The sequence below is a fragment of the Streptomyces sp. NPDC046197 genome (genome assembly GCF_040646295.1).
Lineage (GTDB): Bacteria > Actinomycetota > Actinomycetes > Streptomycetales > Streptomycetaceae > Streptomyces.
The window spans coordinates 179753-205363 of record NZ_JBEYZY010000006.1; the positions used below are offsets into that span (position 1 = coordinate 179753).

22 protein-coding genes and 1 pseudogene are annotated in these 25611 nt (G+C 70.6%); 18 read left to right on the forward strand and 5 right to left on the reverse strand.

The window, feature by feature from the left end; all coding sequences use genetic code 11:
• Positions 1–87: 87 nt before the first annotated feature.
• Entirely contained in the window at positions 88–648 is a 561-nt protein-coding gene (locus tag AB0A61_RS11200) for an HIT domain-containing protein (RefSeq protein WP_361289621.1), read from the forward strand.
• Between the two features lie 10 nt (positions 649–658).
• Here AB0A61_RS11200 and AB0A61_RS11205 read toward each other — a convergent pair whose 3' ends face one another.
• Together AB0A61_RS11205 and AB0A61_RS11210 are read right to left on the reverse strand one after the other, a co-directional pair.
• Positions 659–2326 (reverse strand): hypothetical protein, encoded by a 1668-nt coding sequence (locus tag AB0A61_RS11205; RefSeq protein ID WP_361289624.1) that lies wholly within the window; start codon positions 2324–2326, stop codon positions 659–661.
• 292 nt (positions 2327–2618) lie between these two features.
• A complete protein-coding gene (locus AB0A61_RS11210; RefSeq protein ID WP_361289627.1) occupies positions 2619–4817 on the reverse strand; it encodes an elongation factor G-like protein EF-G2 in 2199 nt (732 codons plus the stop codon).
• Positions 4818–5101: 284 nt separating this feature from the next.
• Here AB0A61_RS11210 and pgsA point away from each other — a divergent pair, with 284 nt between their 5' ends.
• The 15 genes from pgsA (at position 5102) to relA (ending at position 20707) form a co-directional block, all read left to right on the forward strand.
• Positions 5102–5788 (forward strand): phosphatidylinositol phosphate synthase, encoded by a 687-nt coding sequence (pgsA, locus tag AB0A61_RS11215; protein WP_361289630.1) that lies wholly within the window; start codon positions 5102–5104, stop codon positions 5786–5788.
• A complete protein-coding gene (locus AB0A61_RS11220) occupies positions 5785–6714 on the forward strand; it encodes a phosphatidylinositol mannoside acyltransferase (RefSeq protein ID WP_361289633.1) in 930 nt (309 codons plus the stop codon). Before pgsA ends, AB0A61_RS11220 begins: the two co-directional genes overlap by 4 nt.
• Positions 6711–7874, forward strand: a complete 1164-nt coding sequence (locus AB0A61_RS11225; RefSeq protein ID WP_361289636.1) for a glycosyltransferase family 4 protein — start codon at positions 6711–6713, stop codon at positions 7872–7874. The genes AB0A61_RS11220 and AB0A61_RS11225 overlap by 4 nt, the downstream gene beginning before the upstream one ends.
• Positions 7875–8008: 134 nt before the next feature.
• Complete coding sequence (locus AB0A61_RS11230) at positions 8009–8551, forward strand: hypothetical protein (protein ID WP_361289639.1); 543 nt, start codon at positions 8009–8011, stop codon at positions 8549–8551.
• A gap of 218 nt (positions 8552–8769) precedes the next feature.
• Positions 8770–9618: a pyridoxal 5'-phosphate synthase lyase subunit PdxS gene (gene pdxS / locus AB0A61_RS11235; RefSeq protein WP_361290029.1), complete on the forward strand. Its 849-nt coding sequence runs from the start codon at positions 8770–8772 to the stop codon at positions 9616–9618.
• 43 nt (positions 9619–9661) lie between these two features.
• Entirely contained in the window at positions 9662–10270 is a 609-nt protein-coding gene (pdxT, locus tag AB0A61_RS11240) for a pyridoxal 5'-phosphate synthase glutaminase subunit PdxT (RefSeq protein WP_361289642.1), read from the forward strand.
• 49 nt (positions 10271–10319) lie between these two features.
• The gene (locus AB0A61_RS11245) at positions 10320–11072 is read left to right on the forward strand and encodes a YebC/PmpR family DNA-binding transcriptional regulator (protein WP_361289645.1); all 753 of its coding nucleotides are present in this window, start codon (positions 10320–10322) and stop codon (positions 11070–11072) included.
• Positions 11073–11242: 170 nt separating this feature from the next.
• Positions 11243–11773 carry a crossover junction endodeoxyribonuclease RuvC gene (ruvC, locus tag AB0A61_RS11250; protein ID WP_361289648.1) on the forward strand — a complete coding sequence of 177 codons (531 nt, stop codon included), beginning with the start codon at positions 11243–11245 and terminating at the stop codon, positions 11771–11773.
• A complete protein-coding gene (gene ruvA / locus AB0A61_RS11255; protein ID WP_361289651.1) occupies positions 11770–12375 on the forward strand; it encodes a Holliday junction branch migration protein RuvA in 606 nt (201 codons plus the stop codon). The genes ruvC and ruvA overlap by 4 nt, the downstream gene beginning before the upstream one ends.
• Positions 12376–12450: 75 nt before the next feature.
• Positions 12451–13545: a Holliday junction branch migration DNA helicase RuvB gene (ruvB, locus tag AB0A61_RS11260; RefSeq protein ID WP_361289653.1), complete on the forward strand. Its 1095-nt coding sequence runs from the start codon at positions 12451–12453 to the stop codon at positions 13543–13545.
• A 164-nt stretch (positions 13546–13709) separates the two neighbouring features.
• A complete protein-coding gene (yajC, locus tag AB0A61_RS11265) occupies positions 13710–14207 on the forward strand; it encodes a preprotein translocase subunit YajC (protein WP_361289656.1) in 498 nt (165 codons plus the stop codon).
• Positions 14208–14339: 132 nt separating this feature from the next.
• Complete coding sequence (gene secD, locus AB0A61_RS11270; RefSeq protein WP_361289659.1) at positions 14340–16109, forward strand: protein translocase subunit SecD; 1770 nt, start codon at positions 14340–14342, stop codon at positions 16107–16109.
• A gap of 1 nt (position 16110) precedes the next feature.
• Positions 16111–17229 (forward strand): protein translocase subunit SecF, encoded by a 1119-nt coding sequence (secF, locus tag AB0A61_RS11275; protein ID WP_361289662.1) that lies wholly within the window; start codon positions 16111–16113, stop codon positions 17227–17229.
• Positions 17226–17765 carry an adenine phosphoribosyltransferase gene (locus tag AB0A61_RS11280; protein WP_361289665.1) on the forward strand — a complete coding sequence of 180 codons (540 nt, stop codon included), beginning with the start codon at positions 17226–17228 and terminating at the stop codon, positions 17763–17765. Before secF ends, AB0A61_RS11280 begins: the two co-directional genes overlap by 4 nt.
• Before the next feature lie 413 nt (positions 17766–18178).
• A complete protein-coding gene (relA, locus tag AB0A61_RS11285; protein WP_361289668.1) occupies positions 18179–20707 on the forward strand; it encodes a GTP pyrophosphokinase in 2529 nt (842 codons plus the stop codon).
• Positions 20708–20979: 272 nt separating this feature from the next.
• Here the strand turns inward: relA and AB0A61_RS11290 are convergent, their stop codons facing one another.
• Positions 20980–22209 (reverse strand): DUF349 domain-containing protein, encoded by a 1230-nt coding sequence (locus AB0A61_RS11290; protein ID WP_361289671.1) that lies wholly within the window; start codon positions 22207–22209, stop codon positions 20980–20982.
• 145 nt (positions 22210–22354) lie between these two features.
• Positions 22355–23200: a peptidylprolyl isomerase gene (locus AB0A61_RS11295; protein WP_361289674.1), complete on the reverse strand. Its 846-nt coding sequence runs from the start codon at positions 23198–23200 to the stop codon at positions 22355–22357.
• Positions 23201–23398: 198 nt separating this feature from the next.
• Between AB0A61_RS11295 and AB0A61_RS11300 the strand changes: the two genes are divergently transcribed.
• Both AB0A61_RS11300 and hisS read left to right on the forward strand, forming a co-directional pair.
• Positions 23399–24109 carry an MBL fold metallo-hydrolase gene (locus AB0A61_RS11300; RefSeq protein WP_361289676.1) on the forward strand — a complete coding sequence of 237 codons (711 nt, stop codon included), beginning with the start codon at positions 23399–23401 and terminating at the stop codon, positions 24107–24109.
• A gap of 12 nt (positions 24110–24121) precedes the next feature.
• On the forward strand, positions 24122–25384 hold the full coding sequence (hisS, locus tag AB0A61_RS11305) for a histidine--tRNA ligase (RefSeq protein WP_361289679.1): 1263 nt from the start codon (positions 24122–24124) through the stop codon (positions 25382–25384).
• A 99-nt stretch (positions 25385–25483) separates the two neighbouring features.
• Here hisS and AB0A61_RS11310 read toward each other — a convergent pair.
• Positions 25484–25609: pseudogene (locus AB0A61_RS11310) on the reverse strand (LuxR C-terminal-related transcriptional regulator); the annotation flags it as partial.
• Between the last annotated feature and the right edge of the window lie 2 nt (positions 25610–25611).

The following is a 25611-nucleotide window of genomic DNA, read 5'->3' on the forward strand; positions in this document are numbered from 1 at the left end:
CACCGCACTTCCCCGGGGGCCCTTTGCGCATCCGGCGTCCTGCCGCTTTGCGGAGCCCGCCCACACGCTGCGAACGGACGAAGCCATATGCTGCCTTGCATGACGAGTGAGCCGGAGCAGCAGATCGGAGTGGGGACGCAGGACGCGTTCCAGCGTCTGTGGACGCCCCACCGGATGGCCTACATCCAGGGCGAGAACAAGCCGACCGGCCCGGGGGCCGGTGACGGCTGCCCCTTCTGCTCCATCCCGGCCAAGTCCGACGAGGACGGACTGATCGTCAAGCGCGGCGAGCAGGTGTACGCGGTGCTGAACCTGTACCCGTACAACGGCGGCCACCTCATGACGGTGCCCTACCGCCACGTCGCCGACTACACCGACCTGACCGAGGCGGAGACCGCCGAGCTCGCGGAGCTGACCAAGCAGGCGATGCAGGCCCTGCGCGCCGCCTCCGGTGCCCACGGCTTCAACATCGGCATGAACCAGGGCACCGTGGCGGGCGCCGGCATCGCCGCCCACCTCCACCAGCACATCGTGCCGCGGTGGGGCGGCGACACGAACTTCATGCCGGTCGTCGGACACACGAGGGTGCTGCCGCAGTTGCTGGCCGACACGAGGAAGATGCTCGCGGAGGCCTGGCCCACCGCGTGAGCCCGCGGGACTACGCGTCGTAGACGTCGGCCTTCCTGGGGGACACCTCCTGCACCCCCGTGCTGAGGATGCCCGACCGGTTGCCGAACTTCTCCACGTCCACGCCGTTCTCCCGCAGCGTCCTGAGTGCCGCGGCGTGCACCACCCGCAGCACCGGCGTGGCGGCGCGCAGCGCGTCGTCGGCCATGAACCGGTGGCGCCAGGGCTGGTCGGCCCACGCGTGCCGCAGGCCGAAGGGCTCCGGAAGGGTCAGGCTGCCGCCCAGCCAGTTCAGCAGGGGCGGGTACCAGGTCAGCGGGGCGCGCGCGGCCAGCCGTACCACCTCGTCGGCGTCGACCAGGGGCAGCTTCACCGTGCGGGTCTCCCAGAACCTGACCGTCTTCGCCACCTCCTTCTCCTTGGCCGCGGGCTTCTCGTTGAACAGGGGGTTGACCGGACCCAGGGCGTGGCCGGTGACCTCGATGCGCAGGGTGTTGTGCAGCACCGTCACGGTGATCAGCATGGTGATCACCAGGTGGCCGTCCCAGAGAGTCCACTGCACGCCGAGGTAGTGCCGGTCGCCGCTGCCGAACTGCTGCTTGTTGCAGATGTCCTGTATGGCGTGCGTCTTGACCGTGTACGCGTCCACGTCCGTGCCGCTCGGCCGGGACACCTCCTTGGCGTTCTCCCCGATCGGCGTGACGATCCAGTGGGTGATGGAGGGCTTGGGAAAGCCACCGGTGTTGATCGGAGTGCGTTCGAGCATGGCCAGTCCGCCCTGGATCGCCGTGATGACGTCCCAACTGCGGAAGGGGTGGAAGTCCTTGCCCGGTTCGGCGGAGACCAGATCCTCCGCCAGCTGCCAGCTGCCCCATCGGGTGCCCATGCCGAGTATGCCCTTGGGCCCGGCGTAGAAGACGGAGTTGGACCGCTGCTCCGCGCCCAGCCGGGCCAGCTCCTTGCGCACCTGCTCCGCCGCGTCACCGGGATTGCCGGGCACCGCCTCGGGAATCTTGGCCCCCACGCCTCCGCCCGTCAGCAGGCTCTCCCAGCGCTCCCGCAGGTCCCGCGCCGTGCGCTCGCAGATCTGCTTGGCCCAGAACCAGCCGACGACCGGCATGACGACCGCCGCCCGCGCGTACCACGCCCAGAAGCCGGTGAACGGCATCTTGATCAGGAAGAGCACGGCGAGCGCGCCCATCGCGACCAGCACGGCGGTGCCGAGCGCCCCGGAACGCCTGTCCTCCCGCCTGCTCACGGTGGTGCGGAGGGTGAACACCAGCAGCCACACCAGGAAGCCCGGCAGGAACAGCACCCCGCACAGGACCGTCACCGCCGCGAGCCAGTTGTCCCGTTCCCGGCGGATGCGGTGGGCCGCCAGGCAGTGCTCCACGACGACCTGGGGCTCGATGCCGAAGGACTGGATGAGGGGCTTGCGCCCGGCACCGAGCATGCGGTCGATCACCGCACGGGAGAAGGCCTCGCCGAACCTGGGCCGCAGGATCCTCGCCCAGGGGCGCGGCAGCGTGACCTTCGACTGGTGCCACTCGTTGTCGGCGTCCAGGATCTTGGTCACCTCGTCGTCCCGGTACGCCGCCGAGGCCAGCGCATAGGTCGCCGCCGTCTGCCCCGCCGAGCCCGACAGGGGCACCTGAGCCCCGGGACTGAAATCGAATCCGTCCGTCACTGCCGCCCCCATTGCCGCCGCGCCTGCTCCTGCGGCCTTCCCGACTTCCCTGCCGCGCACACCTGTTGATCAGGTCATCAGCGTATCCGCAGCCGCCGACATCCGAGGGCGGACGGCCCAAGCCCCTTCTTCCGGGGGAGGTTGGCCCCGGGTGCGTTCCGGCCGGCGCCGGAAGACCGCCCGTGCTCAGCCCCTTCGGGCCATCGCGGCCATCCTCCGGCACCGGCGCCCCTTCGCCGCACTCGCGCCGCCCATCTGGAGGGAAGCGTTCCGCAGCAGCCCGGTTGTGCGCCGGGCGCGTCAACTACGAGGCGTCCTGCTCCTGTTCACGCACCTTCTCGGCGACCTGCGGCGGCATCGGCTCGTGCCGCGCGTAGCGGCGGTTGAAGCGGGCGGTGCCGTGCGACAGGGACCGCAGGTCGACCGCGTACCGGCCGATCTCGATCTCGGGAACCTCGGCCCGTACGAGCGTGCGGCCACCGCTCACCTGCTCGGTGCCCAGCACCCGGCCCCGCCGCCCGGACAGATCGCTCATGACCGCGCCCACGTAGTCGTCGCCGACCAGTACGGAGACCTCGGCCACCGGCTCCAGCAGGTGGATCCTGGCGTCGGCCGCGGCCTCGCGCAGCGCGAGCGCGCCCGCCGTCTGGAACGCCGCGTCGGAGGAGTCCACCGAGTGCGCCTTGCCGTCGAGCAGCGTCACCCGGACGTCGATGAGCGGATGGCCGGCGGCGACCCCCTTGGCCGCCTGGGCCCGTACGCCCTTCTCCACCGACGGGATGAACTGCCGCGGCACGGCCCCGCCGACGACCTTGTCGACGAACTCGATGCCCGAGCCGCCGGGCAGCGGCTCCACCTCGATCTCGCAGATGGCGTACTGGCCGTGCCCGCCGGACTGCTTGACGTGCCGGCCGCGCCCGGCCGACCTGTTCGCGAAGGTCTCCCGCAGGGAGACCCGGTGCGGCACGACGTCGACCTGGACGCCGTACCGGTTGCGCAGCCGCTCCAGGGCGACGTCCGCGTGGGCCTCGCCCAGGCACCACAGCACCACCTGGTGGGTGTCCTGGTTCTGCTCCAGCCGCATGGTCGGATCCTCGGCGACCAGTCGGGACAGGCCCTGACTGAGCTTGTCCTCGTCCGCCTTGCTGTGCGCCTGGATGGCGAGCGGCAGCAGCGGGTCGGGCATCTCCCACGGCTCCATGAGCAGCGGGTCGTCCTTGCCCGACAGCGTGTCGCCGGTCTCGGCGCGGCCCAGCTTCGCCACGCACGCCAGGTCACCGGCGACGGCATGGGTCACCGGGCGCTGCTGCTTCCCGAACGGCGTGGACAGCGCGCCGACGCGCTCGTCGACGTCGTGGTCCTCGTGCCCCCGGTCGGCCAGCCCGTGCCCGGAGACGTGCACCGTGTCGTCGGGGCGCAGGGTTCCGGAGAAGAGGCGGACGAGGGAGACCCGGCCGACGTAGGGGTCGGAGGAGGTCTTCACGACCTCCGCGACCAGCGGGCCGCCCGGATCGCAGGCCGCGAGTTCGCGCGGCTTGCCGTCGACCGTGGTGACGCCCGGCGCCTCGCGCTCCAGCGGGGTCGGGAAGCCACCGGTGATCAGCTCCAGCAGTTCCACCGTGCCGATGCCCTGCCGGGCGCCCTCGGCCGCGGGAGCGGCGGCCAGGACGGGGAAGAAGACCCCGCGCGAGACGGCTCGCTCCAGGTCCTCGATCAGCGTGGTGAGGTCGATCTGCTCGCCGCCGAGATAGCGGTCCATGAGCGTCTCGTCCTCGCTCTCCGAGATGATTCCCTCGATCAGGCGGTTGCGGGCCTCGTCCATCCGCGGCAGCTGTTCCTCGCCCGGCTCGGACTCCTTGCGCTCCCCGGAGGAGTAGTCGAACAGCTTCTGCGACAGCAGCCCGACCAGCCCGGTCACGGGCGCGTGCCCGTCGGGGCCCTCGGGGCCGTGCAGCGGCAGGTACAGCGGCAGCACGGCGTCCGGGTCGTCCGCGCCGAAGGCCCCGGCGCACACCCGTGTCATCTCCTCGAAGTCCGCCCGTGCGGCCTCCAGGTGGGTGACCACGATGGCCCGGGGCATGCCGACGGCCGCGCACTCCTCCCACACCATGCGGGTCGAGCCGTCCACGCCGTCGGAGGCCGAGACGACGAAAAGGGCCGCGTCCGCCGCACGCAGACCGGCCCTGAGTTCCCCGACGAAGTCGGCGTAGCCGGGGGTGTCCAGAAGATTGACCTTGATGCCGTCCCATTCGACGGGCACCAGGGAGAGCTGCACGGAGCGCTGCTGCCGGTGCTCGATGTCGTCGTAGTCGGAGACGGTGCCGCCGTCCTCCACGCGGCCCGCCCGGTTGACCGCTCCCGCCGTCAGCGCGAGAGCTTCCACCAGAGTCGTCTTGCCCGAACCGGAGTGGCCGACCAGCACCACATTCCGTATGGACGCGGGGTGGTCGGCCGCCATTGCCCTGCCGGCGGCTCCGGTGTGTGTTTGCGCCTTGTCGCCCATGATCCTGCCTCCCGTGCACGGTGAGGTCACTGTGGGCGCGGACACGCGGCACCGCGTGCACTGGCGGCTCCGGCGACGCCCGCGGTTCTTCGAGCTTTCCACTCCCGTCATGCCGCGTCCATACGAAGGACCCGATCCCGCCGCCCACCGGCGGTTGCGCGCCATCCGCCCGGCCGCCCCGCGAGGGTGGCGGGTGCCCGGCCGTCGCGTACGCGCGCGCGTGGCTACGATGGGCCAGCCGGTGGCCAGCAGGGCCGCACGGCGACACGACCGTCGGGAAGGCCATGCTGAACAAGTACGCGCGTGCATTCTTCACGCGTGTCCTCACACCGTTCGCCGCGTTTCTCATCCGCCGGGGCGTGAGCCCTGACACGGTCACGCTCATCGGCACCGCCGGTGTGGTCGCGGGTGCGCTGGTCTTCTATCCCCGGGGCGAGTTCTTCTGGGGCACCGTCGTCATCACCCTGTTCGTGTTCTCCGACCTCGTCGACGGCAACATGGCCCGCCAGCTCGGCCGCACCAGCCGCTGGGGCGCCTTCCTGGACTCCACGCTCGACCGGGTCGCCGACGGCGCGATCTTCGGCGGATTCGCCCTGTGGTACGCGGGCCACGGCAACGACAACGCCCTGTGCGCCGTGTCGATCTTCTGCCTGGCCAGCGGCCAGGTGGTGTCGTACACCAAGGCCCGGGGCGAGTCGATCGGCCTGCCCGTCGCCGTCAACGGGCTCGTCGAGCGTGCCGAGCGGCTGGTGATCTCGCTGGTCGCGGCCGGGTTGGCGGGCCTGCACAAGTTCGGGGTGCCGGGCATCCAGTACCTGCTGCCGATCGCCCTGTGGATCGTCGCCGTCGGCAGCCTGGTCACGCTCATCCAGCGCGTCGTAACGGTCCGCCGGGAGTCCGCCGAGGCGGAGGCCGCCGCAGCGCACGGCAAGCCGCAGAACACCTCCCGGGGGAGTGAGGCGGCGAAGTGAACGCCCAGGAGCGCCTGACCGCCGCGCTGTACGGCCTCGGCTGGAGCACCGTCAAGAAGCTGCCCGAACCGGTCGCGGTACGGCTCGGCCGCACCATCGCCGATCTGGCCTGGAAGCAGCGCGGCAAGGGCGTGCAGCGCCTGGAGCGCAACTACGCGCGCGTGGTGCCCGACGCGACTCCCGAGCGCCTCGCGGAGCTCTCCCGCGCGGGCATGCGCTCCTACCTGCGCTACTGGATGGAGTCGTTCCGGCTCCCGGCCTGGAGCCCCGAACGGGTCAGGACCGGCTTCGACTGCAAGGACCTGCACTTCCTGACCGACGGTCTCGCCGCCGGCAACGGCGTCGTCCTCGCGCTGCCCCACCTGGCCAACTGGGACCTGGCCGGCGCCTGGGTCACCACCAAGCTCGAGACGCCCTTCACCACGGTTGCCGAACGCCTGAAGCCGGAGACGCTGTACGACCGCTTCGTCGCCTACCGCGAGGGCCTCGGCATGGAGGTCCTCCCGCACAGCGGCGGCTCCGCCTTCGGCACCCTCGCCCGGCGGCTGCGCGAGGGCGGCCTGGTCTGTCTGGTCGCCGACCGCGACCTTTCCGCCTCCGGTGTCGAGGTGAAGTTCTTCGGCGAGACGGCCCGGATGCCCGCCGGACCGGCCCTGCTCGCCCAGCAGACGGGCGCCCTGCTGCTCCCGGTGACGCTCTGGTACGACGACTCACCCGTCATGCGGGGCCGTGTGCATCCCCCGATCGAGGTGCCCGAGACAGGTACGCGGGCCGAGAAGACGTCTGTCATGACACAGGCGCTGGCCGATGCCTTCGCCACGGGGATCGCCGACCATCCGGAGGACTGGCACATGCTGCAGCGCTTGTGGCTCGTGGACCTCGATCCCGCGGGGGATCCTGGGAATCCCGGGAAGGGCGCCTCGTGAGGATCGGCATCGTCTGCCCGTACTCCTGGGATGTGCCGGGCGGCGTCCAGTTCCACATCCGCGACCTGGCCGAGTACTTCGTCGGCCTGGGCCACGAGGTGTCCGTCCTCGCGCCCGCCGACGACGACACCCCGCTCCCGCCGTACGTGGTCTCGGCCGGACGTGCGGTTCCGGTGCCGTACAACGGCTCGGTGGCCCGCCTGAACTTCGGCTTCCTCTCGGCGGCCCGGGTACGGCGCTGGCTGCACGACGGCGCGTTCGACGTGATCCACATCCACGAGCCGACCTCGCCGTCGCTGGGCCTGCTGACCTGCTGGGCGGCCCAGGGCCCCATCGTCGCCACCTTCCACACGTCCAACCCGCGCTCGCGCGCGATGATCGCCGCCTACTCGATCCTGCAGGCCGCCCTGGAGAAGATCAGCGCACGGATCGCGGTGAGCGAGTACGCCCGCCGCACCCTGGTGGAGCATCTGGGCGGGGACGCGGTGGTCATCCCCAACGGCGTCGACGTCGACTTCTTCGCCGAGGCCGAGCCCAAGCCCGCCTGGCAGGGCGACACCATCGGCTTCGTCGGGCGCATCGACGAACCCCGCAAGGGCCTTCCGGTCCTGATGAAGGCCCTGCCGAAGATCCTCGCCGCCCGTCCGCAGACCCGGCTGCTGGTCGCCGGGCGCGGCGACGAGGAGGAGGCCGTTGAGACGCTGCCCGGGGAGCTGCGCTCGCGCGTGGAGTTCCTCGGCATGGTGAGCGACGAGGACAAGGCGCGCTTCCTGCGCAGCATCGACCTGTACGTGGCTCCGAACACCGGTGGTGAGAGCTTCGGGATCATCCTGGTCGAGGCCATGTCCGCCGGGGCCCCGGTGCTCGCCTCCGACCTGGACGCCTTCGCGCAGGTGCTCGACCAGGGCAAGGCGGGCGAGCTGTTCGCCAACGAGGACGCGGACGCGCTGGCGGACGCGGCCCTGCGGCTGCTGGCGGACCCGGCGCGGCGGGCCGAGCTGCGCGAGCGCGGGAGCGCCCACGTACGGCGGTTCGACTGGTCGACGGTCGGTGCGGACATTCTGTCCGTGTACGAGACGGTGACGGCCGGAGCGGCGGCGGTGGCGGCCGACGAGCGGGCCACGGGACTGCGGGCCCGGCTGGGACTGGCCAGGGACTGACGGCGGCGCCCGCCTGAGCGGCGCAGGTCCCCGCTCGGCCTTCGGCCCCGCAGTTCGTCCGCGCACGGCCCCCGGGGCGACCATGGCACGGCACCCGGCCGCCCCGGCGCAGCGCCCCGGTAGCCTTGCCGCCCGTGACCGCAACCCTCATCTGGATCGCCGTCGCGCTCGTCGCGATCGGCCTGTACCTGAGCTGGACGGCGGGGCGGCTCGACCGGCTGCACGCCCGCATCGACGCGGCCCGCGCCGCACTCGACGCCCAGTTGCTGCGCCGCGCCTCCGTGGCCCAGGAGCTGGCCACCTCCGGGGTGCTCGACCCGGCCGCCTCCATCGTGCTCTACGAGGCAGCACACGCCGCCCGGCAGGCCGAGGAGGACCAGCGGGAGGTCGCCGAGAGCGAGCTGAGCCAGGCGCTGCGGGCCGTGTTCGCCGAGGCCCAGCAGGTGGAGGCGGTCCGTGAGGCGCCCGGCGGCGACGAGGCCGCGCGCGAGCTCTCCGAGGCCGTACGCAAGGTGCCGATGGCGCGGCGCTTCCACAACGACGCGGTCGGCGCGGCGCGCAGGCTGCGGGAGCACCGCAAGGTGCGCTGGTTCCGGCTGGCGGGCCATGCGCCCTTCCCCATGGCCTTCGAGATGGACGACGAGCCTCCGGCGGCGCTGGTGGACCGGGCCGCCTGAGCGCCGTCCCTCGCCGTCACGAACCGACGTCGTCCCCCGCCACGGACCGAAAAGGATCCACCGGCTTGCCATTGGCCCTTGCTGTGGCCTGGTCCACTTATGTTTCCTCGACGATGCAGGAAATCCTCCTTCCACTTCTGTGAGGTCAACCCGTGTCCAGCACGCTTCCCGACTCCGCCCAGACCCCCGAGACCGGCACCGCCCGCGTGAAGCGCGGCATGGCCGAGCAGCTCAAGGGCGGCGTGATCATGGACGTCGTCACGCCGGAGCAGGCGAAGATCGCCGAGGACGCGGGCGCCGTCGCCGTCATGGCCCTGGAGCGGGTGCCCGCCGACATCCGCAAGGACGGCGGCGTGGCCCGCATGTCCGACCCGGACATGATCGAGGGCATCATCAACGCCGTCTCCATCCCGGTCATGGCCAAGTCCCGCATCGGCCACTTCGTCGAGGCCCAGGTGCTGCAGGCCCTCGGCGTGGACTACATCGACGAGTCCGAGGTCCTCACTCCGGCCGACGAGGTCAACCACTCCGACAAGTGGGCGTTCACCACCCCGTTCGTGTGCGGCGCCACCAACCTCGGTGAGGCCCTGCGCCGCATCGCCGAGGGCGCGGCGATGATCCGCTCCAAGGGCGAGGCCGGCACCGGCAACGTCGTCGAGGCCGTCCGCCACCTGCGCCAGATCAAGAACGAGATCGCCAAGCTGCGCGGCTTCGACAACCACGAGCTGTACGCCGCCGCCAAGGAGCTGCGCGCTCCGTACGAGCTCGTCAAGGAGGTCGCCGAGCTCGGCAAGCTCCCGGTCGTGCTGTTCTCCGCCGGTGGCGTGGCCACCCCGGCCGACGCCGCCCTGATGCGTCAGCTCGGCGCCGAGGGCGTCTTCGTCGGCTCCGGCATCTTCAAGTCCGGCGACCCGGCCAAGCGCGCCGCCGCCATCGTGAAGGCCACCACCTTCTACGACGACCCGAAGATCATCGCGGACGCGTCCCGCAACCTCGGCGAGGCCATGGTCGGCATCAACTGCGACGTCCTGCCCGAGTCCGAGCGCTATGCCAACCGCGGCTGGTAAGTCACCCCGTTGAGGACCACCCCCCTGAGGACCGCACGAACACATGACTGACGCACCCGTCATAGGCGTCCTGGCTCTCCAGGGCGACGTACGGGAGCACCTCATCGCCCTGGCCGCGGCCGACGCCGTGGCCAGGCCGGTGCGGCGCCCCGAAGAACTCGCCGAGGTGGACGGCCTCGTCCTCCCCGGCGGCGAGTCCACCACCATCTCCAAGATGGCCATCCTCTTCGGAGTGATGGACCCTCTCCGCGCGCGCGTGCGAGACGGCATGCCCGTCTACGGAACCTGCGCGGGCATGATCATGCTGGCCGACAAGATCCTCGACCCGCGCTCGGGCCAGGAGACCATCGGCGGCATCGACATGATCGTGCGCCGCAACGCCTTCGGACGGCAGAACGAGTCCTTCGAGGCGGCCGTCGACGTCAGGGGCGTCGCGGGCGATCCTGTAGAAGGCGTCTTCATCCGCGCCCCCTGGGTCGAGTCCGTGGGCGCCGGGGCCGAGGTGCTCGCCGAGCACGACGGCCACATCGTCGCGGTCCGCCAGGGCAACGCGCTGGCCACCTCGTTCCACCCGGAACTGACCGGCGACCACCGCGTGCACTCCCTGTTCGTCGACATGGTGCGCGCCAACCGGACACCCGAGTCCTTGTAGGATCTCTGGAGTTCGTTGCAGAGATGGGTTACGCGAAGGAGACAGGCAGATGTCCGGCCACTCTAAATGGGCCACGACTAAGCACAAGAAGGCCGTCATCGATGCCAAGCGTGGCAAGCTCTTCGCGAAGCTGATCAAGAACATCGAGGTCGCGGCACGCATGGGCGGCGTCGACCTCGAGGGCAACCCGACGCTGTACGACGCCGTGCAGAAGGCGAAGAAGCAGTCGGTCCCGAACAAGAACATCGACTCGGCGATCAAGCGCGGTGGCGGCCTGGAGGCCGGCGGCGCCGACTACGAGACGATCATGTACGAGGGTTACGGGCCGAACGGTGTCGCGGTGCTCATCGAGTGCCTCACCGACAACCGCAACCGCGCCGCGTCCGAGGTCCGCGTGGCGATGACCCGCAACGGCGGCTCGATGGCCGACCCGGGCTCGGTGTCGTACCTCTTCAACCGCAAGGGTGTCGTGATCGTCCCCAAGGGCGAGCTGGCCGAGGACGACGTCCTGGCCGCCGTCCTGGACGCCGGCGCCGAGGAGGTCAACGACCTCGGCGAGAACTTCGAGGTCATCAGCGAGGCCACCGACCTCGTCGCGGTCCGCACCGCGCTCCAGGAGGCCGGCATCGACTACGACTCCGCGGAGGCCAACTTCGTCCCGACCATGCAGGTCGAACTGGACGAGGAGGGCGCCAAGAAGATCTTCAAGCTGATCGACGCGCTGGAGGACAGCGACGACGTGCAGAACGTCTTCGCCAACTTCGACGTCAGCGACGAGATCATGGAGAAGGTCGACGCGTAACGCTGTGGCTGGCTGCAAGGGCTCAACGGGCCGACGGGACACCCCCGTCGGCCCGTCGCTTTGCGGGGCGTCGCCGTCCGCCGTTGTCAGTGGCACCCGATAGCCTGCACGAACCGGGGGAACTCCCGGCGGAAGCCGGGGAAAGCCGGGGGGAATCGAAGGGAGGGCGCGTGCGGGTACTCGGGGTGGACCCCGGTCTGACGCGATGCGGTGTCGGCGTCGTCGAGGGGGTCGCGGGCCGGCCGCTCACGATGCTCGGTGTCGGGGTCGTCCGTACGTCCACGGACGCCGATCTGGGGCACCGCCTGGTCGCCGTCGAGCAGGGCATCCAGCAGTGGCTGGACGAGTATCGGCCCGAATTCGTCGCCGTGGAGCGGGTGTTCAGCCAGCACAACGTCCGCACCGTCATGGGCACCGCCCAGGCCAGCGCCGTCGCCCTGCTGTGCGCCACCCGCCGCGGCATCCCCGTCGCCCTGCACACCCCGAGCGAGGTCAAGGCCGCCGTCACCGGCAGCGGCCGCGCCGACAAGGCCCAGGTCGGGGCCATGGTCACCCGCCTGCTCCGGCTCAGCGCCCCGCCGAAGCCCGCGGACGCGGCCGACGCCCTCGCGCTCGCCATCTGCCACATCTGGCGCGCCCCCGCCCAGAACCGTCTGCAGCGGGCGGTCGCCCTGCACGCATCGAAAGGCCGTACGGCATGATCGCCTTCGTGAGCGGCACGGTAGCCGCACTCGCTCCCGACGCCGCGGTGCTCGAGGTGGGCGGGGTCGGAATGGCCGTCCAGTGCACGCCGAACACGCTCTCCACACTGCGGATGGGCCAGCCGGCCAAGCTCGCCACCTCCCTGGTCGTCCGGGAGGACTCGCTGACCCTGTACGGCTTCGCCGACGACGACGAGCGGCAGGTCTTCGAGCTGCTCCAGACCGCGAGTGGAGTCGGTCCGCGGCTGGCCCAGGCGATGCTCGCCGTGCACACGCCGGACGCGCTGCGCCGGGCCGTGGCCACGGGTGACGAGAAGGCGCTCACCGCGGTGCCCGGAATCGGCAAGAAGGGCGCCCAGAAACTGCTTCTCGAGCTGAAGGACCGCCTGGGCGAGCCCCTCGGCGCCCCGGCGGTCGGCGCGCCGGTCTCCCAGGGCTGGCGTGACCAGCTGCACGCGGCCCTCATCGGCCTCGGCTACGCCACCCGGGAGGCCGACGAGGCCGTCGCCGCCGTGGCACCGCAGGCCGAGGCCGCCGACGGCACGCCTCAGGTGGGTCAGCTGCTCAGGGCGGCCCTGCAGACACTCAACAGAGCCCGCTAGCCGAGGGCGCCACCAGGACCGAGGGCGCCCATCCCGTCGTACGACCACCGGACCGCAACCCCCGAGGCACACCACATGAACTGGGACGACACGACCGACTCCACCGCCCCCGAGCGGCAGGTCGGCCCGGCCGCGGAGCGGCTGGTGGACTCCGTCGCCGGCCGCGAGGACCAGGCCGTGGAGGCCGCGCTGCGCCCCAAGGACCTGGGTGAGTTCATCGGCCAGGAGAAGGTCCGCGAGCAACTCGACCTCGTGCTGCGGGCCGCACGCGCGCGTGGCGCCACCGCCGACCACGTCCTGCTCTCCGGCGCCCCCGGTCTCGGCAAGACCACCCTGTCGATGATCATCGCCGCCGAGATGGGCGCCCCCATCCGCATCACCAGCGGCCCGGCCATCCAGCACGCCGGGGATCTCGCGGCGATCCTGTCCTCCCTCCAGGAGGGCGAGGTCCTCTTCCTCGACGAGATCCACCGCATGTCCCGGCCCGCCGAGGAGATGCTCTACATGGCGATGGAGGACTTCCGAGTCGACGTCATCGTCGGCAAGGGCCCCGGCGCCACCGCCATCCCGCTCGAACTGCCCCCCTTCACCCTGGTCGGCGCCACCACCCGCGCGGGCCTGCTGCCGCCCCCGCTGCGCGACCGCTTCGGCTTCACCGCGCACATGGAGTTCTACGAGCCCGCCGAGCTGGAGCGCGTCATCCACCGTTCGGCCGGCCTGCTCGACGTCGAGATCGAGGCCGACGGCGCCGCCGAGATCGCCGGCCGTTCCCGCGGCACCCCCCGCATCGCCAACCGCCTGCTGCGCCGGGTGCGCGACTATGCCCAGGTCAAGGCCGACGGACTGATCACCAGGGAGATCGCGGGGGCCGCCCTCGCGGTCTACGAGGTCGACGCCCGCGGCCTCGACCGCCTCGACCGGGCCGTCCTGGAGGCGCTGCTGAAACTGTTCGGCGGTGGCCCCGTCGGGCTGTCGACGCTCGCGGTCGCGGTGGGGGAGGAGCGCGAGACCGTCGAGGAGGTCGCCGAACCCTTCCTCGTCCGGGAGGGCCTGCTCGCCCGCACCCCGCGAGGACGGGTCGCCACGCCCGCCGCCTGGGCCCACCTCGGCCTGCCCCCGCCCCGCTCGTCGGCCGCCGGAAGCGGACAGCAGAACCTGTTCGGTCCGTGAGGGCGCGCGCATTGGCCCGGGCAGGAACCCAGGTGCCATGCTGAGCGTTGTTCCTTGCATGCGGACTCGCTTAGACTCCGCCGATGCCGCCCTTGTCGGCAGCGCACATACCCCCAACCATCAGGCCGCTCACCATCGCGGTCGTGTGAAGGAAGTACCGACCCGTGAGTCTCGTGACCCTTCTCCCGTTCATCGTGCTCATCGGGGCCATGTTCCTGATGACCCGGTCGGCCAAGCGCAAGCAGCAGCAGGCCGCCGAAATGCGGAACCAGATCCAGCCCGGCAGCGGTATCCGCACCATTGGGGGCATGTACGCGACGGTCAAGGAGGTCAGTGACGAGACGGTCCTCCTCGACGCCGGCCCGGGTGTTGAACTGCTCTTCGCCAAGAACGCGATCGCGACCGTCCTGTCCGACGACGAGTACAACCGCATCGTGCACGGCATCGAGCACGACCTGAAGTCCGAGGCCGACGTCGTCCCCGACGACGCCTCCTCCCTCACCGAGACCGACGAGCCCGGGGCCGACGCCTCCTCCGCCTCCGACGACAAGCCCATCGACCTCGGCAAGAAGGACGCGGCCGAGGAGCCGGCCGACGACGCGGTCGCGGCGAAGGCGGACGAAGAGCCGAAGAAGACCGACGGCGACTCCGGCGCGAAGTAGTCACCTTCCAGGGCGCGCGGCAAGGGCCCGCGCGCCCTGGGACGTGTCCGCTCCGCGCGGGATCCCGACACCATGTCATGGCCGCCACCGAGCCCGACCGGCGCGGGGCGGCCCGAGAGGGAGTACGAGAAGGTGGCAGCACCTAAGAAGGGCCGGAGCGCGAGCGCCCAGAGCAAGCCATGGCGCTCGCTGGCCCTCATCCTGATCGCCATCGTGGCGCTGACCGGGGGCATGTTCGCCTCCAAGAACACCACCCCGCGCCTTGGCATCGACCTGGCCGGTGGCACCAGCATCACGCTGAGGGCGGTCCCCGAGCGCGGTCAGGAATCCGCGATCAACAAGGCCAACATGGACACCGCGGTCGACATCATGAACCGCCGTGTCAACGGTCTGGGTGTCTCGGAGGCCGAGGTCCAGACCCAGGGCGATCGCAACATCATCGTCAACATCCCCAGGGGCACCAACTCCAAGGAGGCCCGCGAGCAGGTCGGCACCACCGCCAAGCTGTACTTCCGTCCGGTCTTCGCCACCGAGGTGTCCGGCCCCGGCGCCAAGCCCAGCCCCTCGCCGAGCGCCTCCTCCAGCGCGCCGCAGAAGGCCACCGGCAAGGCGAGCCCCTCCGCCACCACCCCGTCGGCGACCTCCACCAAGCAGGGCCGTGCGGTCACCGACGGTCTGAAGGCGGACGCCACCCCGTCCCCGGGCAGCTCGGCGTCGTCCTCCGCGAAGGCATCCTCCACCCCCTCCCCGTCCCCGAGCGGCGGCTCCGCAAGTGACGCGGCCGCCAGGCTCCAGGCCCAGTACGCCGCGCTGGACTGCACCAAGGACTCGGTCCGCGCCACGGCCGGCAAGGGCGTCAAGCCGACCGACCCGACGGTCGCCTGCGGCAAGAACTCGCAGAACCAGTGGCAGAAGTACATTCTCGGGCCCGCCGCGGTGGACGGCACCGACGTGAGCAAGGCCCAGGCCGTCTTCAACACGCAGAACGCCTCCGGCTGGACCGTCACCATGGAGTTCACCTCCAAGGGCGCCAAGAAGTTCGCGGACATCACCGGCAAGCTGGCCCAGAACCAGTCCCCGCAGAACCAGTTCGCCATCGTCCTGGACGGCAACGTCGTCTCCGACCCCTACGTCAACCAGGCGCTGACCGGCGGCAGCGCGGAGATCTCCGGCCGCTTCACGCAGCAGGAGGCGCAGAGCCTCTCCAACATGCTGTCCTACGGCGCGCTGCCGCTGACCTTCCACGAGGACAGCGTCACCACCGTGACCGCCGCGCTCGGCGGCGAGCAGCTGCACGCCGGTCTCATCGCGGGCGCCATCGGCCTCGCCCTGGTCGTCATCTACCTGCTGATCTTCTACCGGGGCCTGTCGGTCATCGCCATCCCGTCGCTGATGGTCTCCGCGATCCTCACCTACGTGATCATGTCGCTGCTCGGCCCGGCCATCAACTTCGCGCTGAACCTGCCGGCCGTGTGCGGCGCGATCGTCGCGATCGGCATCACCGCGGACTCGTTCATCGTGTTCTTCGAACGCATCCGGGACGAGATCCGCGAGGGCCGCTCGCTCCGGCCCGCCGTCGAGCGTGCCTGGCCGCGCGCCCGGCGCACCATCCTCGTCTCCGACTTCGTGTCCTTCCTCGCCGCCGCGGTGCTCTTCATCGTCACCGTCGGCAAGGTCCAGGGCTTCGCGTTCACCCTCGGCCTCACCACCGTGCTGGACGTGGTCGTCGTCTTCCTGTTCACCAAGCCGCTGATGACGATCCTCGCCCGCAGGAAGTTCTTCGCGAACGGCCACAAGTGGTCCGGCCTCGACCCGAAGGCCCTGGGCGCCAAGGCGCCACTGCGCCGCACCCGCCGTCCCTCCCGCCCTGCCGCTGGCTCCGTCGACCCGAAGGAGGCCTGAGATGTCGAAGCTCGGCAACCTCGGCGCCCGACTGCACCGTGGCGAGGTCGGCTACGACTTCGTCGGCAACCGCAAGATCTGGTACGGCATTTCCATCCTGATCACCATCACGGCCATCCTCGGCCTGGCGGTGCGTGGTCTGAACATGGGCATCGAGTTCCAGGGCGGAGCGGTCTTCACCACCCCGAAGCACATGACCGCCTCGGTCGCCCAGACCGAGAACTACGCACAGGACGCCTCCGGGCACGACGCGATCGTGCAGAAGCTCGGTGACGGAAGCCTGCGCGTCCAGATCGCCGGCATCGACACGAACAAGTCCGACCAGATCAAGGACACGCTGGCCAAGGACCTGAAGGTCAACCCGGAGCAGATCAACGCCGACCTGGTCGGCCCCAGCTGGGGCCAGCAGATCGCCAACAAGGCCTGGGAAGGCCTGGCGATCTTCATGATCCTGGTCGTGATCTACCTGGCGATCGCCTTCGAGTGGCGCATGGCGCTGGCCGCGCTGGTCGCCCTGATCCACGACATCACCATCACCACCGGCATCTACGCCCTCGTCGGCTTCGAGGTCACCCCGGGCACGGTGATCGGTCTGCTGACGATCCTCGGTTACTCGCTCTACGACACGGTCGTCGTCTTCGACAGCCTCAAGGAGCAGACCAGGGACATCACCCGGCAGACCCGCTGGACCTACAGCGACGTGGCCAACCGCTCCATCAACGGCACCCTGATGCGGTCCATCAACACCACGGCGGTCGCCCTGCTGCCGGTGGCGGGCCTGCTGTTCATCGGCGGCGGTGTGCTCGGCGCGGGCATGCTCAACGACATCTCGCTGTCGCTGTTCGTCGGCCTCGCGGCCGGTGCGTACTCCTCGATCTTCATCGCCACGCCGCTCGTCGCCGACCTCAAGGAGCGCGAGCCGCAGATGAAGGCGCTCAGGAAGCGCGTGCTCGCCAAGCGGGCGCAGGCGGCGGCCCAGGGCGAGCCGATCGACTCCGAGACGAGCGACGTGCCGGGTGGCGACGAGCCCGAGGACGCCACCCCCGCCGCCGTGGGCTCGCGCAACCAGCCCGCGGCGCGCAACCGGGGTCGCGGCCGACCCTCCGGGAAGCGCCGATGACCGCCATCGAGGAGCTCCTGCTCAGCCGTATCCGCGACGTGGAGGACTACCCGGAGCAGGGCGTGATGTTCAAGGACATCACCCCGCTCCTGGCGGACCCGTCGGCGTTCACCGCCCTCACCGACGCGCTGGCGGAGATCGCCGAGCGCACCGGTGCGACGAAGATCGTCGGACTGGAGGCGCGCGGCTTCATCCTCGGCGCTCCGGTCGCCGTCCGCGCGGGCCTGGGCTTCATCCCCGTGCGCAAGGCGGGCAAGCTCCCCGGGGCGACCCTCCGCCAGGCCTACGACCTGGAGTACGGCTCCGCGGAGATCGAGGTGCACGCCGAGGACCTCACGGGCGACGACCGCGTACTGGTCGTCGACGACGTCCTCGCGACCGGCGGCACCGCCGAGGCCTCGCTCCAGTTGATCCGCAGGGCGGGGGCCCGGGTCGCGGGCGTCGCCGTGCTGATGGAGCTGGGTTTCCTGGGCGGCCGCGCCCGTCTGGAACCGGCCCTCGACGGAGCACCGCTGGAAGCGCTGCTGCGGGTCTGACCGGGCCGCGCGGGGCGGCCGGCCTACGGCGGCCCGCGCGCGGACGCTCGGACAGCGGCGGCCTGCGCCTGCGCCGCGCGCGAGGCACGTGCACGGCGCAGGTCGCCGTTCGCCGTTCGCCGTTCGCCGTTCGTGCGCCCGCAGGGCGCAGGACCGCCGTGCACACGCCTCGCGAAAAAGGCTTCGCACGCCCCGCGAAACAGGCGCACACCGCGCGTGCGGCCCGCGGGAAAGCCGCCGTACACCCGCGGGACACCGCGCAGACGGGCCCGGAGGAATCCGGTGCCCGTCTTGTGTGTTTCTCCGGTAGACGGCCCTCCCAACGGGCTGGAGGCGATCCTGGAGCTCAGGATCGCTACCATGGGGTCTCCGGAGCCTGACCGGGGGACCCGGATCGCGCACGAGGAGCCCTCTTGCCAGACGAGGCCCAGCCACTGACCGCCGCCAAGCCCGAGTCCGCCTCGGCGTCCGCGGCGAAGCCCGCGCCGCACTCGAAGAACGACACCCGCGGGTCGGCCGAGCACGCCCAGTCCGCGCCCGTCGGGAAGTCGACCGAGCCCTCGCGCCCCAAGCCGGCCCCGTCCGAGCGCCCGGCGCCCCCGCCCACGGTTCGCCCCTCCGCCGGCCAGCCCGCCCGCTCCGGCTCCTCCAACCGCGTCCGTGCCCGCCTCGCCCGTCTCGGCGTCCAGCGTGCCAACCCGTACAACCCGGTGCTGGAACCGCTGCTGCGGATAGTGCGCAGCAACGACCCCAAGATCGAGAACTCGACGCTCCGGCAGATCGAGCGCGCCTACCAGGTCGCCGAGCGCTGGCACCGCGGCCAGAAGCGCAAGAGCGGCGACCCGTACATCACGCACCCCCTCGCCGTCACCACCATCCTCGCCGAGCTCGGCATGGACCCGGCCACCCTCATGGCGGGCCTGCTGCACGACACCGTCGAGGACACCGAGTACGGCCTGGACCAGCTCCGCCGCGACTTCGGCGACACCGTCGCCCTGCTCGTCGACGGCGTGACCAAGCTGGACAAGGTCAAGTTCGGCGAGGCCGCGCAGGCCGAGACCGTGCGCAAGATGGTCGTCGCCATGGCCAAGGACCCGCGCGTCCTGGTCATCAAGCTCGCCGACCGCCTGCACAACATGCGCACCATGCGTTACCTCAAGCGCGAGAAGCAGGAGAAGAAGGCGCGCGAAACTCTGGAGATCTACGCGCCGCTCGCCCACCGCCTGGGCATGAACACCATCAAGTGGGAACTGGAGGACCTCGCCTTCGCGATCCTCTACCCCAAGATGTACGACGAGATCGTCCGCCTGGTCGCCGAGCGCGCCCCCAAGCGCGACGAGTACCTCGCGATAGTGACCGACGAGGTCCAGGCCGACCTGCGCGCGGCCCGCATCAAGGCGACCGTCACCGGCCGACCGAAGCACTACTACAGCGTCTACCAGAAGATGATCGTCCGCGGCCGCGACTTCGCGGAGATCTACGACCTGGTGGGCATCCGCGTCCTCGTCGACACCGTCCGCGACTGCTATGCGGCCCTGGGCACGGTGCACGCGCGATGGAACCCGGTCCCCGGCCGGTTCAAGGACTACATCGCGATGCCCAAGTTCAACATGTACCAGTCGCTGCACACGACGGTCATCGGCCCCAACGGCAAGCCCGTCGAGCTCCAGATCCGCACCTTCGACATGCACCGCCGCGCCGAGTACGGCATCGCCGCGCACTGGAAGTACAAGCAGGAGGCCGTCGCCGGCGCCTCCAAGGTGCGTACGGACGCGCCCAAGTCGTCCGGCAAGGGCAAGGACGACCACCTCAACGACATGGCGTGGCTGCGCCAGTTGCTCGACTGGCAGAAGGAGACCGAGGACCCCGGCGAGTTCCTGGAGTCCCTCCGCTTCGACCTGTCCCGCAACGAGGTCTTCGTCTTCACCCCCAAGGGCGACGTCATAGCTCTCCCGGCCGGTGCCACCCCCGTCGACTTCGCGTACGCGGTCCACACCGAGGTCGGCCACCGCACCATAGGAGCGCGGGTCAACGGCCGCCTGGTACCTCTCGAGTCCACGCTGGACAACGGTGACCTGGTGGAGGTCTTCACCTCCAAGGCGACCGGCGCGGGCCCCTCCCGCGACTGGCTCGGCTTCGTGAAGTCGCCGCGCGCCCGCAACAAGATCCGGGCGTGGTTCTCCAAGGAGCGGCGCGACGAGGCGATCGAGCAGGGCAAGGACGCGATCGTCCGCGCCATGCGCAAGCAGAACCTGCCGATCCAGCGCATCCTGACCGGCGACTCACTGGTCACCCTCGCGCACGAGATGCGCTACCCCGACATCTCCGCGCTGTACGCGGCGATCGGTGAGGGCCACGTCTCCGCGCAGAACGTCGTGCAGAAGCTCGTCCAGGCGCTCGGCGGCGAGGAAGCGGCCACCGAGGAGATCGACGAGAGCGTGCCGCCCACGCGCGGACGCAGCCGCAAGCGGCGCTCCAGCGCCGATCCGGGCGTCGTGGTCAAGGGCGTCGACGACGTGTGGGTCAAACTGGCCCGTTGCTGTACGCCGGTTCCCGGCGACCCGATCATCGGTTTCGTCACACGCGGTAGCGGCGTATCGGTTCACCGCAGCGACTGCGTCAACGTGGAGTCACTGTCCCGCGAGCCCGAGCGCATCCTGGACGTCGAGTGGGCGCCCACCCAGTCCTCGGTCTTCCTGGTCGCCATCCAGGTCGAGGCCCTGGACCGCTCCCGGTTGCTGTCGGACGTCACCCGCGTGCTGTCCGACCAGCACGTCAACATCCTCTCGGCGGCCGTCCAGACCTCCCGCGACCGCGTGGCCACCTCCCGCTTCACCTTCGAGATGGGCGACCCCAAGCACCTGGGACACGTGCTCAAGGCGGTCCGCGGTGTGGAGGGCGTCTACGACGTCTACCGGGTCACGTCGGCGCGCAGGGCATAGCGCAGGACTCCTGGGCGGACGGGCCGCAGGACGGCGCAGGACGGCCTGGGGGAGCGGGGAACCGACACGGGCGGGCGAGGCCCGACGCAGGGCCGCCGTGTCGACCCGGGCGGGGCCCGACCCACCGGCCCGGGCGGTGCCGCCGGCTCGCCGTGAGTTGCCGTCCGCCCCGCGCCCGAGGCCGGCCTCGGACCGCTCCCGCCCAAACGCCGAAGCGGCCCGCCGGTGCACCAGGCACCGCCGGACCGCTTCCGTCGCTGACGGACGGCGCGCTAGCCGCCGAACTCCTGCAGGCCCTTCAGCGCCTGGTCCAGGAGCGCCTGACGGCCTTCCAGCTCCTTCTCCAGCTTCTCGGCCCTGGAGGTGTTGCCCTGGGCCCGAGCCTGCTCGATCTGGCCCTGCAGCTTGTCCACGGCGGCCTGGAGCTGTCCGGTCAGACCCTCGGCACGCGCCCGTGCCTCAGGGTTCGTCCGGCGCCACTCGGCCTCCTCGGCCTCCTGGATCGCCCGGTCGACCGCGTGCATCCGGCCCTCGACCCGCGGACGGGCGTCGCGCGGCACATGGCCAATGGCCTCCCAGCGCTCGTTGACCGAGCGGAAAGCGGCCCGGGCTGCCTTGAGATCCGTGATCGGCAGAAGCTTCTCGGCCTCCTCGGCCAGCTCCTCCTTCAGCTTCAGGTTCTCCGACTGCTCGGCGTCCCGCTCCGCGAAGACCGAGCTGCGGGCGGCGAAGAACACGTCCTGGGCACCGCGGAAGCGATTCCACAGGTCGTCCTCGTGCTCGCGCTGGGCGCGGCCCGCGGCCTTCCACTCCGACATCAGCTCGCGGTAGCGGGCCGCCGTCGGACCCCAGTCCGTCGAGTCCGACAGTGCCTCGGCCTCGGCGACCAGCCGTTCCTTGGTCTTGCGGGCGTCCTCGCGCTGCGCGTCCAGCTGCGCGAAATGGGCCTTGCGCCGCTTGGAGAACGCCGATCGCGCGTGCGAGAACCGGTGCCACAGTTCGTCGTCCGACTTGCGGTCGAGCCGGGGCAGACCCTTCCAGGTGTCCACCAGCGAGCGCAGCCGTTCCCCGGCCGCCCGCCACTGGTCCGACTGCGCCAGCTCCTCCGCCTCGACGACCAGTGCCTCCTTGGCGTGCCGGGCCTCGTCGGCCTGGCGGGCACGCTGCGCCTTGCGCTCCTCACGGCGCGCCTCGACCGTCTCCACCAGCTTGTCCAGGCGGGCACGCAGCGAGTCCAGGTCGCCGACCGCGTGATGCGCGTCGATCTGCTCACGCAGGTGGTCGATCGCGGCCTGGGCGTCCTTGGCCGACAGGTCGGTGGTCTGAACTCGTTTTTCGAGGAGGCCGATCTCGACAACCAGGCCCTCGTACTTGCGCTCGAAGTAGGCCAGTGCTTCCTCGGGGGAGCCGGCCTGCCAGGAACCGACGACCTGCTCGCCGTCGGCCGTACGCACGTACACGGTCCCCGTCTCGTCGACGCGGCCCCACGGGTCGCTGCTCACAGCGCCTCCTCCACATGATGCCTGCGAGGGGCCTGAAGCTCCCCCGGGCATCGTCCACAGTTTCGTCACGGCCAACATAGGCGACCAGCGGGTGAGCTGTCCGCATCCAGCACGACCGAAATTTCCCAGCTGGCCATCATTGCCATCAGGGCTTGTTCACCGTGGCCTTGTTGATCACCACGGTGGCGTTCGGTGCGGTGTTCCCCGTGGTCGGATCGGCCGGCTGGGCACCGGCGGCCGCGATTTTCTTCAACACCTTCATGCCCGATTCGGAAACGGTACCGAACGGTGTGTAGTCGGGCGGAAGCTGACTGTCCTGGTACACCAGGAAGAACTGGCTGCCACCCGTGTTACGGCCCTGCTTCGTCGCGGCGTTGTACGTGTTCGCCATGGCCACGGTGCCCGCCGGATACACGTTCCCCTTCAGGCTCGCGTCCTTCAGATTCTCGTCGGGAATCGTGTACCCCGGACCGCCGCTGCCCGTGCCCGTCGGGTCGCCGCACTGCAGGACGTAGATGCCCTCGGTGGTGAGCCGGTGACACTTGGTGTGGTCGAAGAAGCCCTGGCCGGCGAGGAAGTTGAAGGAGTTCACCGTGTGCGGCGCGGCGGACGCCCGCAACGACACGTCTATCGCGCCGCACGTGGTGTCCAGCTTCATCGCGTACTTCGCCGACGTGTCGATCGACATCGCCGGCTCCTTCTTCCAGCTCAGCTTCTTCACCGAGCCCGCCGCGGGCTTCCCGCACGGGTCCGGGGCCTTGCTGGGGGCCGAGGCGCTGGGGGAGACCTTCGCGTTCGCGTTGGACTTGTCGTCGTTCTTCAGGACGCCGGTCGTGTACAGCGCCAGGCTGCCGATGACGACCACGCCCAGTACCGAGGCGATCACGGAGTTGCGCATGCGTGCTTTGCGCCGCGCGGCGGTTCGCCGCTGCTGCTGCCGCAAGAACTTCTCCCGGGCGAGCTGACGCCGCCGCTGTTCCTGGCTGACCACCGGGTTGTCTCCTCAATGCGTCTCGTGTGTCGACCGGTACACATGCGTCCTGTGAGCCGACCGCCTGCATGTGCCCCGTACCGTATATGGGTTCGCTGAGGAATCGGCAGCGCCGGTAGGCTCTGACACCAGGCGTAGCCACGCGCAGTCACGCGTAGCGACCTGAGACCGCCCGTACCGACACAACGAAGGACGATCGTGCTCATTGCCGGGTTCCCCGCCGGGGCCTGGGGGACGAACTGCTACCTCGTCGCCCCCGCCGCCGGTGAGGAGTGCGTGATCATCGACCCCGGCCACCAGGCCGCCCAGGGCGTCGAGGAGGCGATCGGGAAGCATCGGCTCAAGCCCGTCGCCGTCGTTCTCACCCACGGTCACATCGACCATGTGGCCTCGGTCGTCCCGGTGTGCGGTGCGCACGACGTACCGGCCTGGATCCACCCCGCGGACCGGTACATGATGAGCGACCCCGAGAAGTCGCTCGGCCGGTCCATCGGCATGCCGCTCATGGGCGAGCTGACCGTGGGGGAGCCGGACGACGTCAAGGAGCTGACCGACGGCGCGAAGCTGGAGCTGGCCGGTCTGGAGCTGTCGGTCGCGCACGCGCCGGGCCATACCAAGGGGTCGGTGACCTTCCGGATGCCCGAGACGGCGGACGTTCCGCCGGTCTTCTTCTCCGGGGATCTGCTCTTCGCCGGCTCCATCGGACGCACCGACCTGCCCGGCGGTGACATGGCCGAGATGCTCGACTCGCTGGCCCGCGTGTGCCTGCCGCTCGACGACTCGACCGTGGTGCTGTCCGGCCACGGCCCCCAGACGACCATCGGCCGGGAGCGCGCCACCAACCCGTATCTGCGGCAGGTGGCGGCCGGCCTGGGAGCGGACGCCGACGCTCCCCGACGAGGAATGTGACGAGAGGCTTCCGTGAGCACCTTCAAGGCCCCCAAGGGCACGTACGACCTGATCCCGCCGGACTCCGCCAAGTACCTGGCCGTCCGGGAGGCGATCGCGGCCCCGCTGCGCAACTCCGGCTACGGCTACATCGAGACGCCCGGTTTCGAGAACGTGGAGCTGTTCGCGCGCGGCGTCGGTGAGTCCACCGACATCGTGACCAAGGAGATGTACGCCTTCGAGACGAAGGGCGGCGACCGGCTCGCCCTGCGCCCCGAGGGCACGGCTTCCGTCCTGCGGGCCGCCCTGGAGGCCAACCTGCACAAGGGGGGCAACCTGCCGGTCAAGCTCTGGTACTCGGGCTCGTACTACCGCTACGAGCGCCCCCAGAAGGGGCGCTACCGCCACTTCTCACAGGTCGGCGCCGAGGCGATCGGTGCGGAGGACCCGGCGCTGGACGCCGAGCTCATCATCCTGGCGGACCAGGCGTACCGCTCGCTCGGCCTGCGCGACTTCCGCATCCTGCTCAACAGCCTGGGAGACAAGGAGTGCCGCCCGGTCTACCGCGCCGCCCTGCAGGACTTCCTGCGCGGCCTGGACCTGGACGACGACACCCGCCGCCGCGTCGACATCAACCCGCTGCGGGTCCTCGACGACAAGCGCGAGTCGGTCCAGAAGCAGCTCACCGGCGCCCCCCTCCTGCGCGACTACCTGTGCGACGCGTGCAAGGCGTACCACGAGGAGGTCCGCGAGCTGATCACGGCGGCGGGCGTGTCCTTCGAGGACGATCCGAAGCTGGTGCGCGGCCTCGACTACTACACCCGGACCACCTTCGAGTTCGTCCACGACGGCCTGGGCTCCCAGTCCGCGGTGGGCGGCGGCGGCCGCTACGACGGCCTGTCCGAGATGATCGGCGGCCCCGCGCTGCCGTCGGTGGGCTGGGCGCTGGGCGTCGACCGCACGGTGCTGGCCCTGGAGGCGGAGGGAATCGAGCTCCAACTCCCGGCCGCCACCAGTGTGTTCGCGGTCCCCCTGGGCGAGGAGGCCCGCCGCGTCCTGTTCGCCAAGATCACCGACCTGCGCAAGCTGGGCATCGCGGCGGACTTCGCGTACGGCGGGAAGGGGCTCAAGGGAGCCATGAAGAACGCCCACCGCAGCGGCGCCCGTTACGCCCTCGTGGCCGGCGAGCGCGACCTCGCCGAGGGCGTCGTCCAGCTCAAGGACATGGATTCAGGCGAGCAGACGGCGATCGGCGTGAACGAGATCGTGGCCGAACTGGAGTCGCGGCTCGGCTAGGGGGTGTCGTTCGGATCACCGCGGACCCGGGGTGATCCGACGACAGCCCTGGTACGCCGGGAAGGCGCCGGACACCCTGTCGGGTGTCCGGCGCCTTCGTCACTGCTCCAGGAGCCCGTGCCGCATGGCGCTCGTGACCGCCGCCGTGCGGTCGTCCACGCCCAACTTGCCGAAAACGCGCAGCAGATGGGTCTTCACGGTCGACTCGCCGATGAACAACCGCCGGC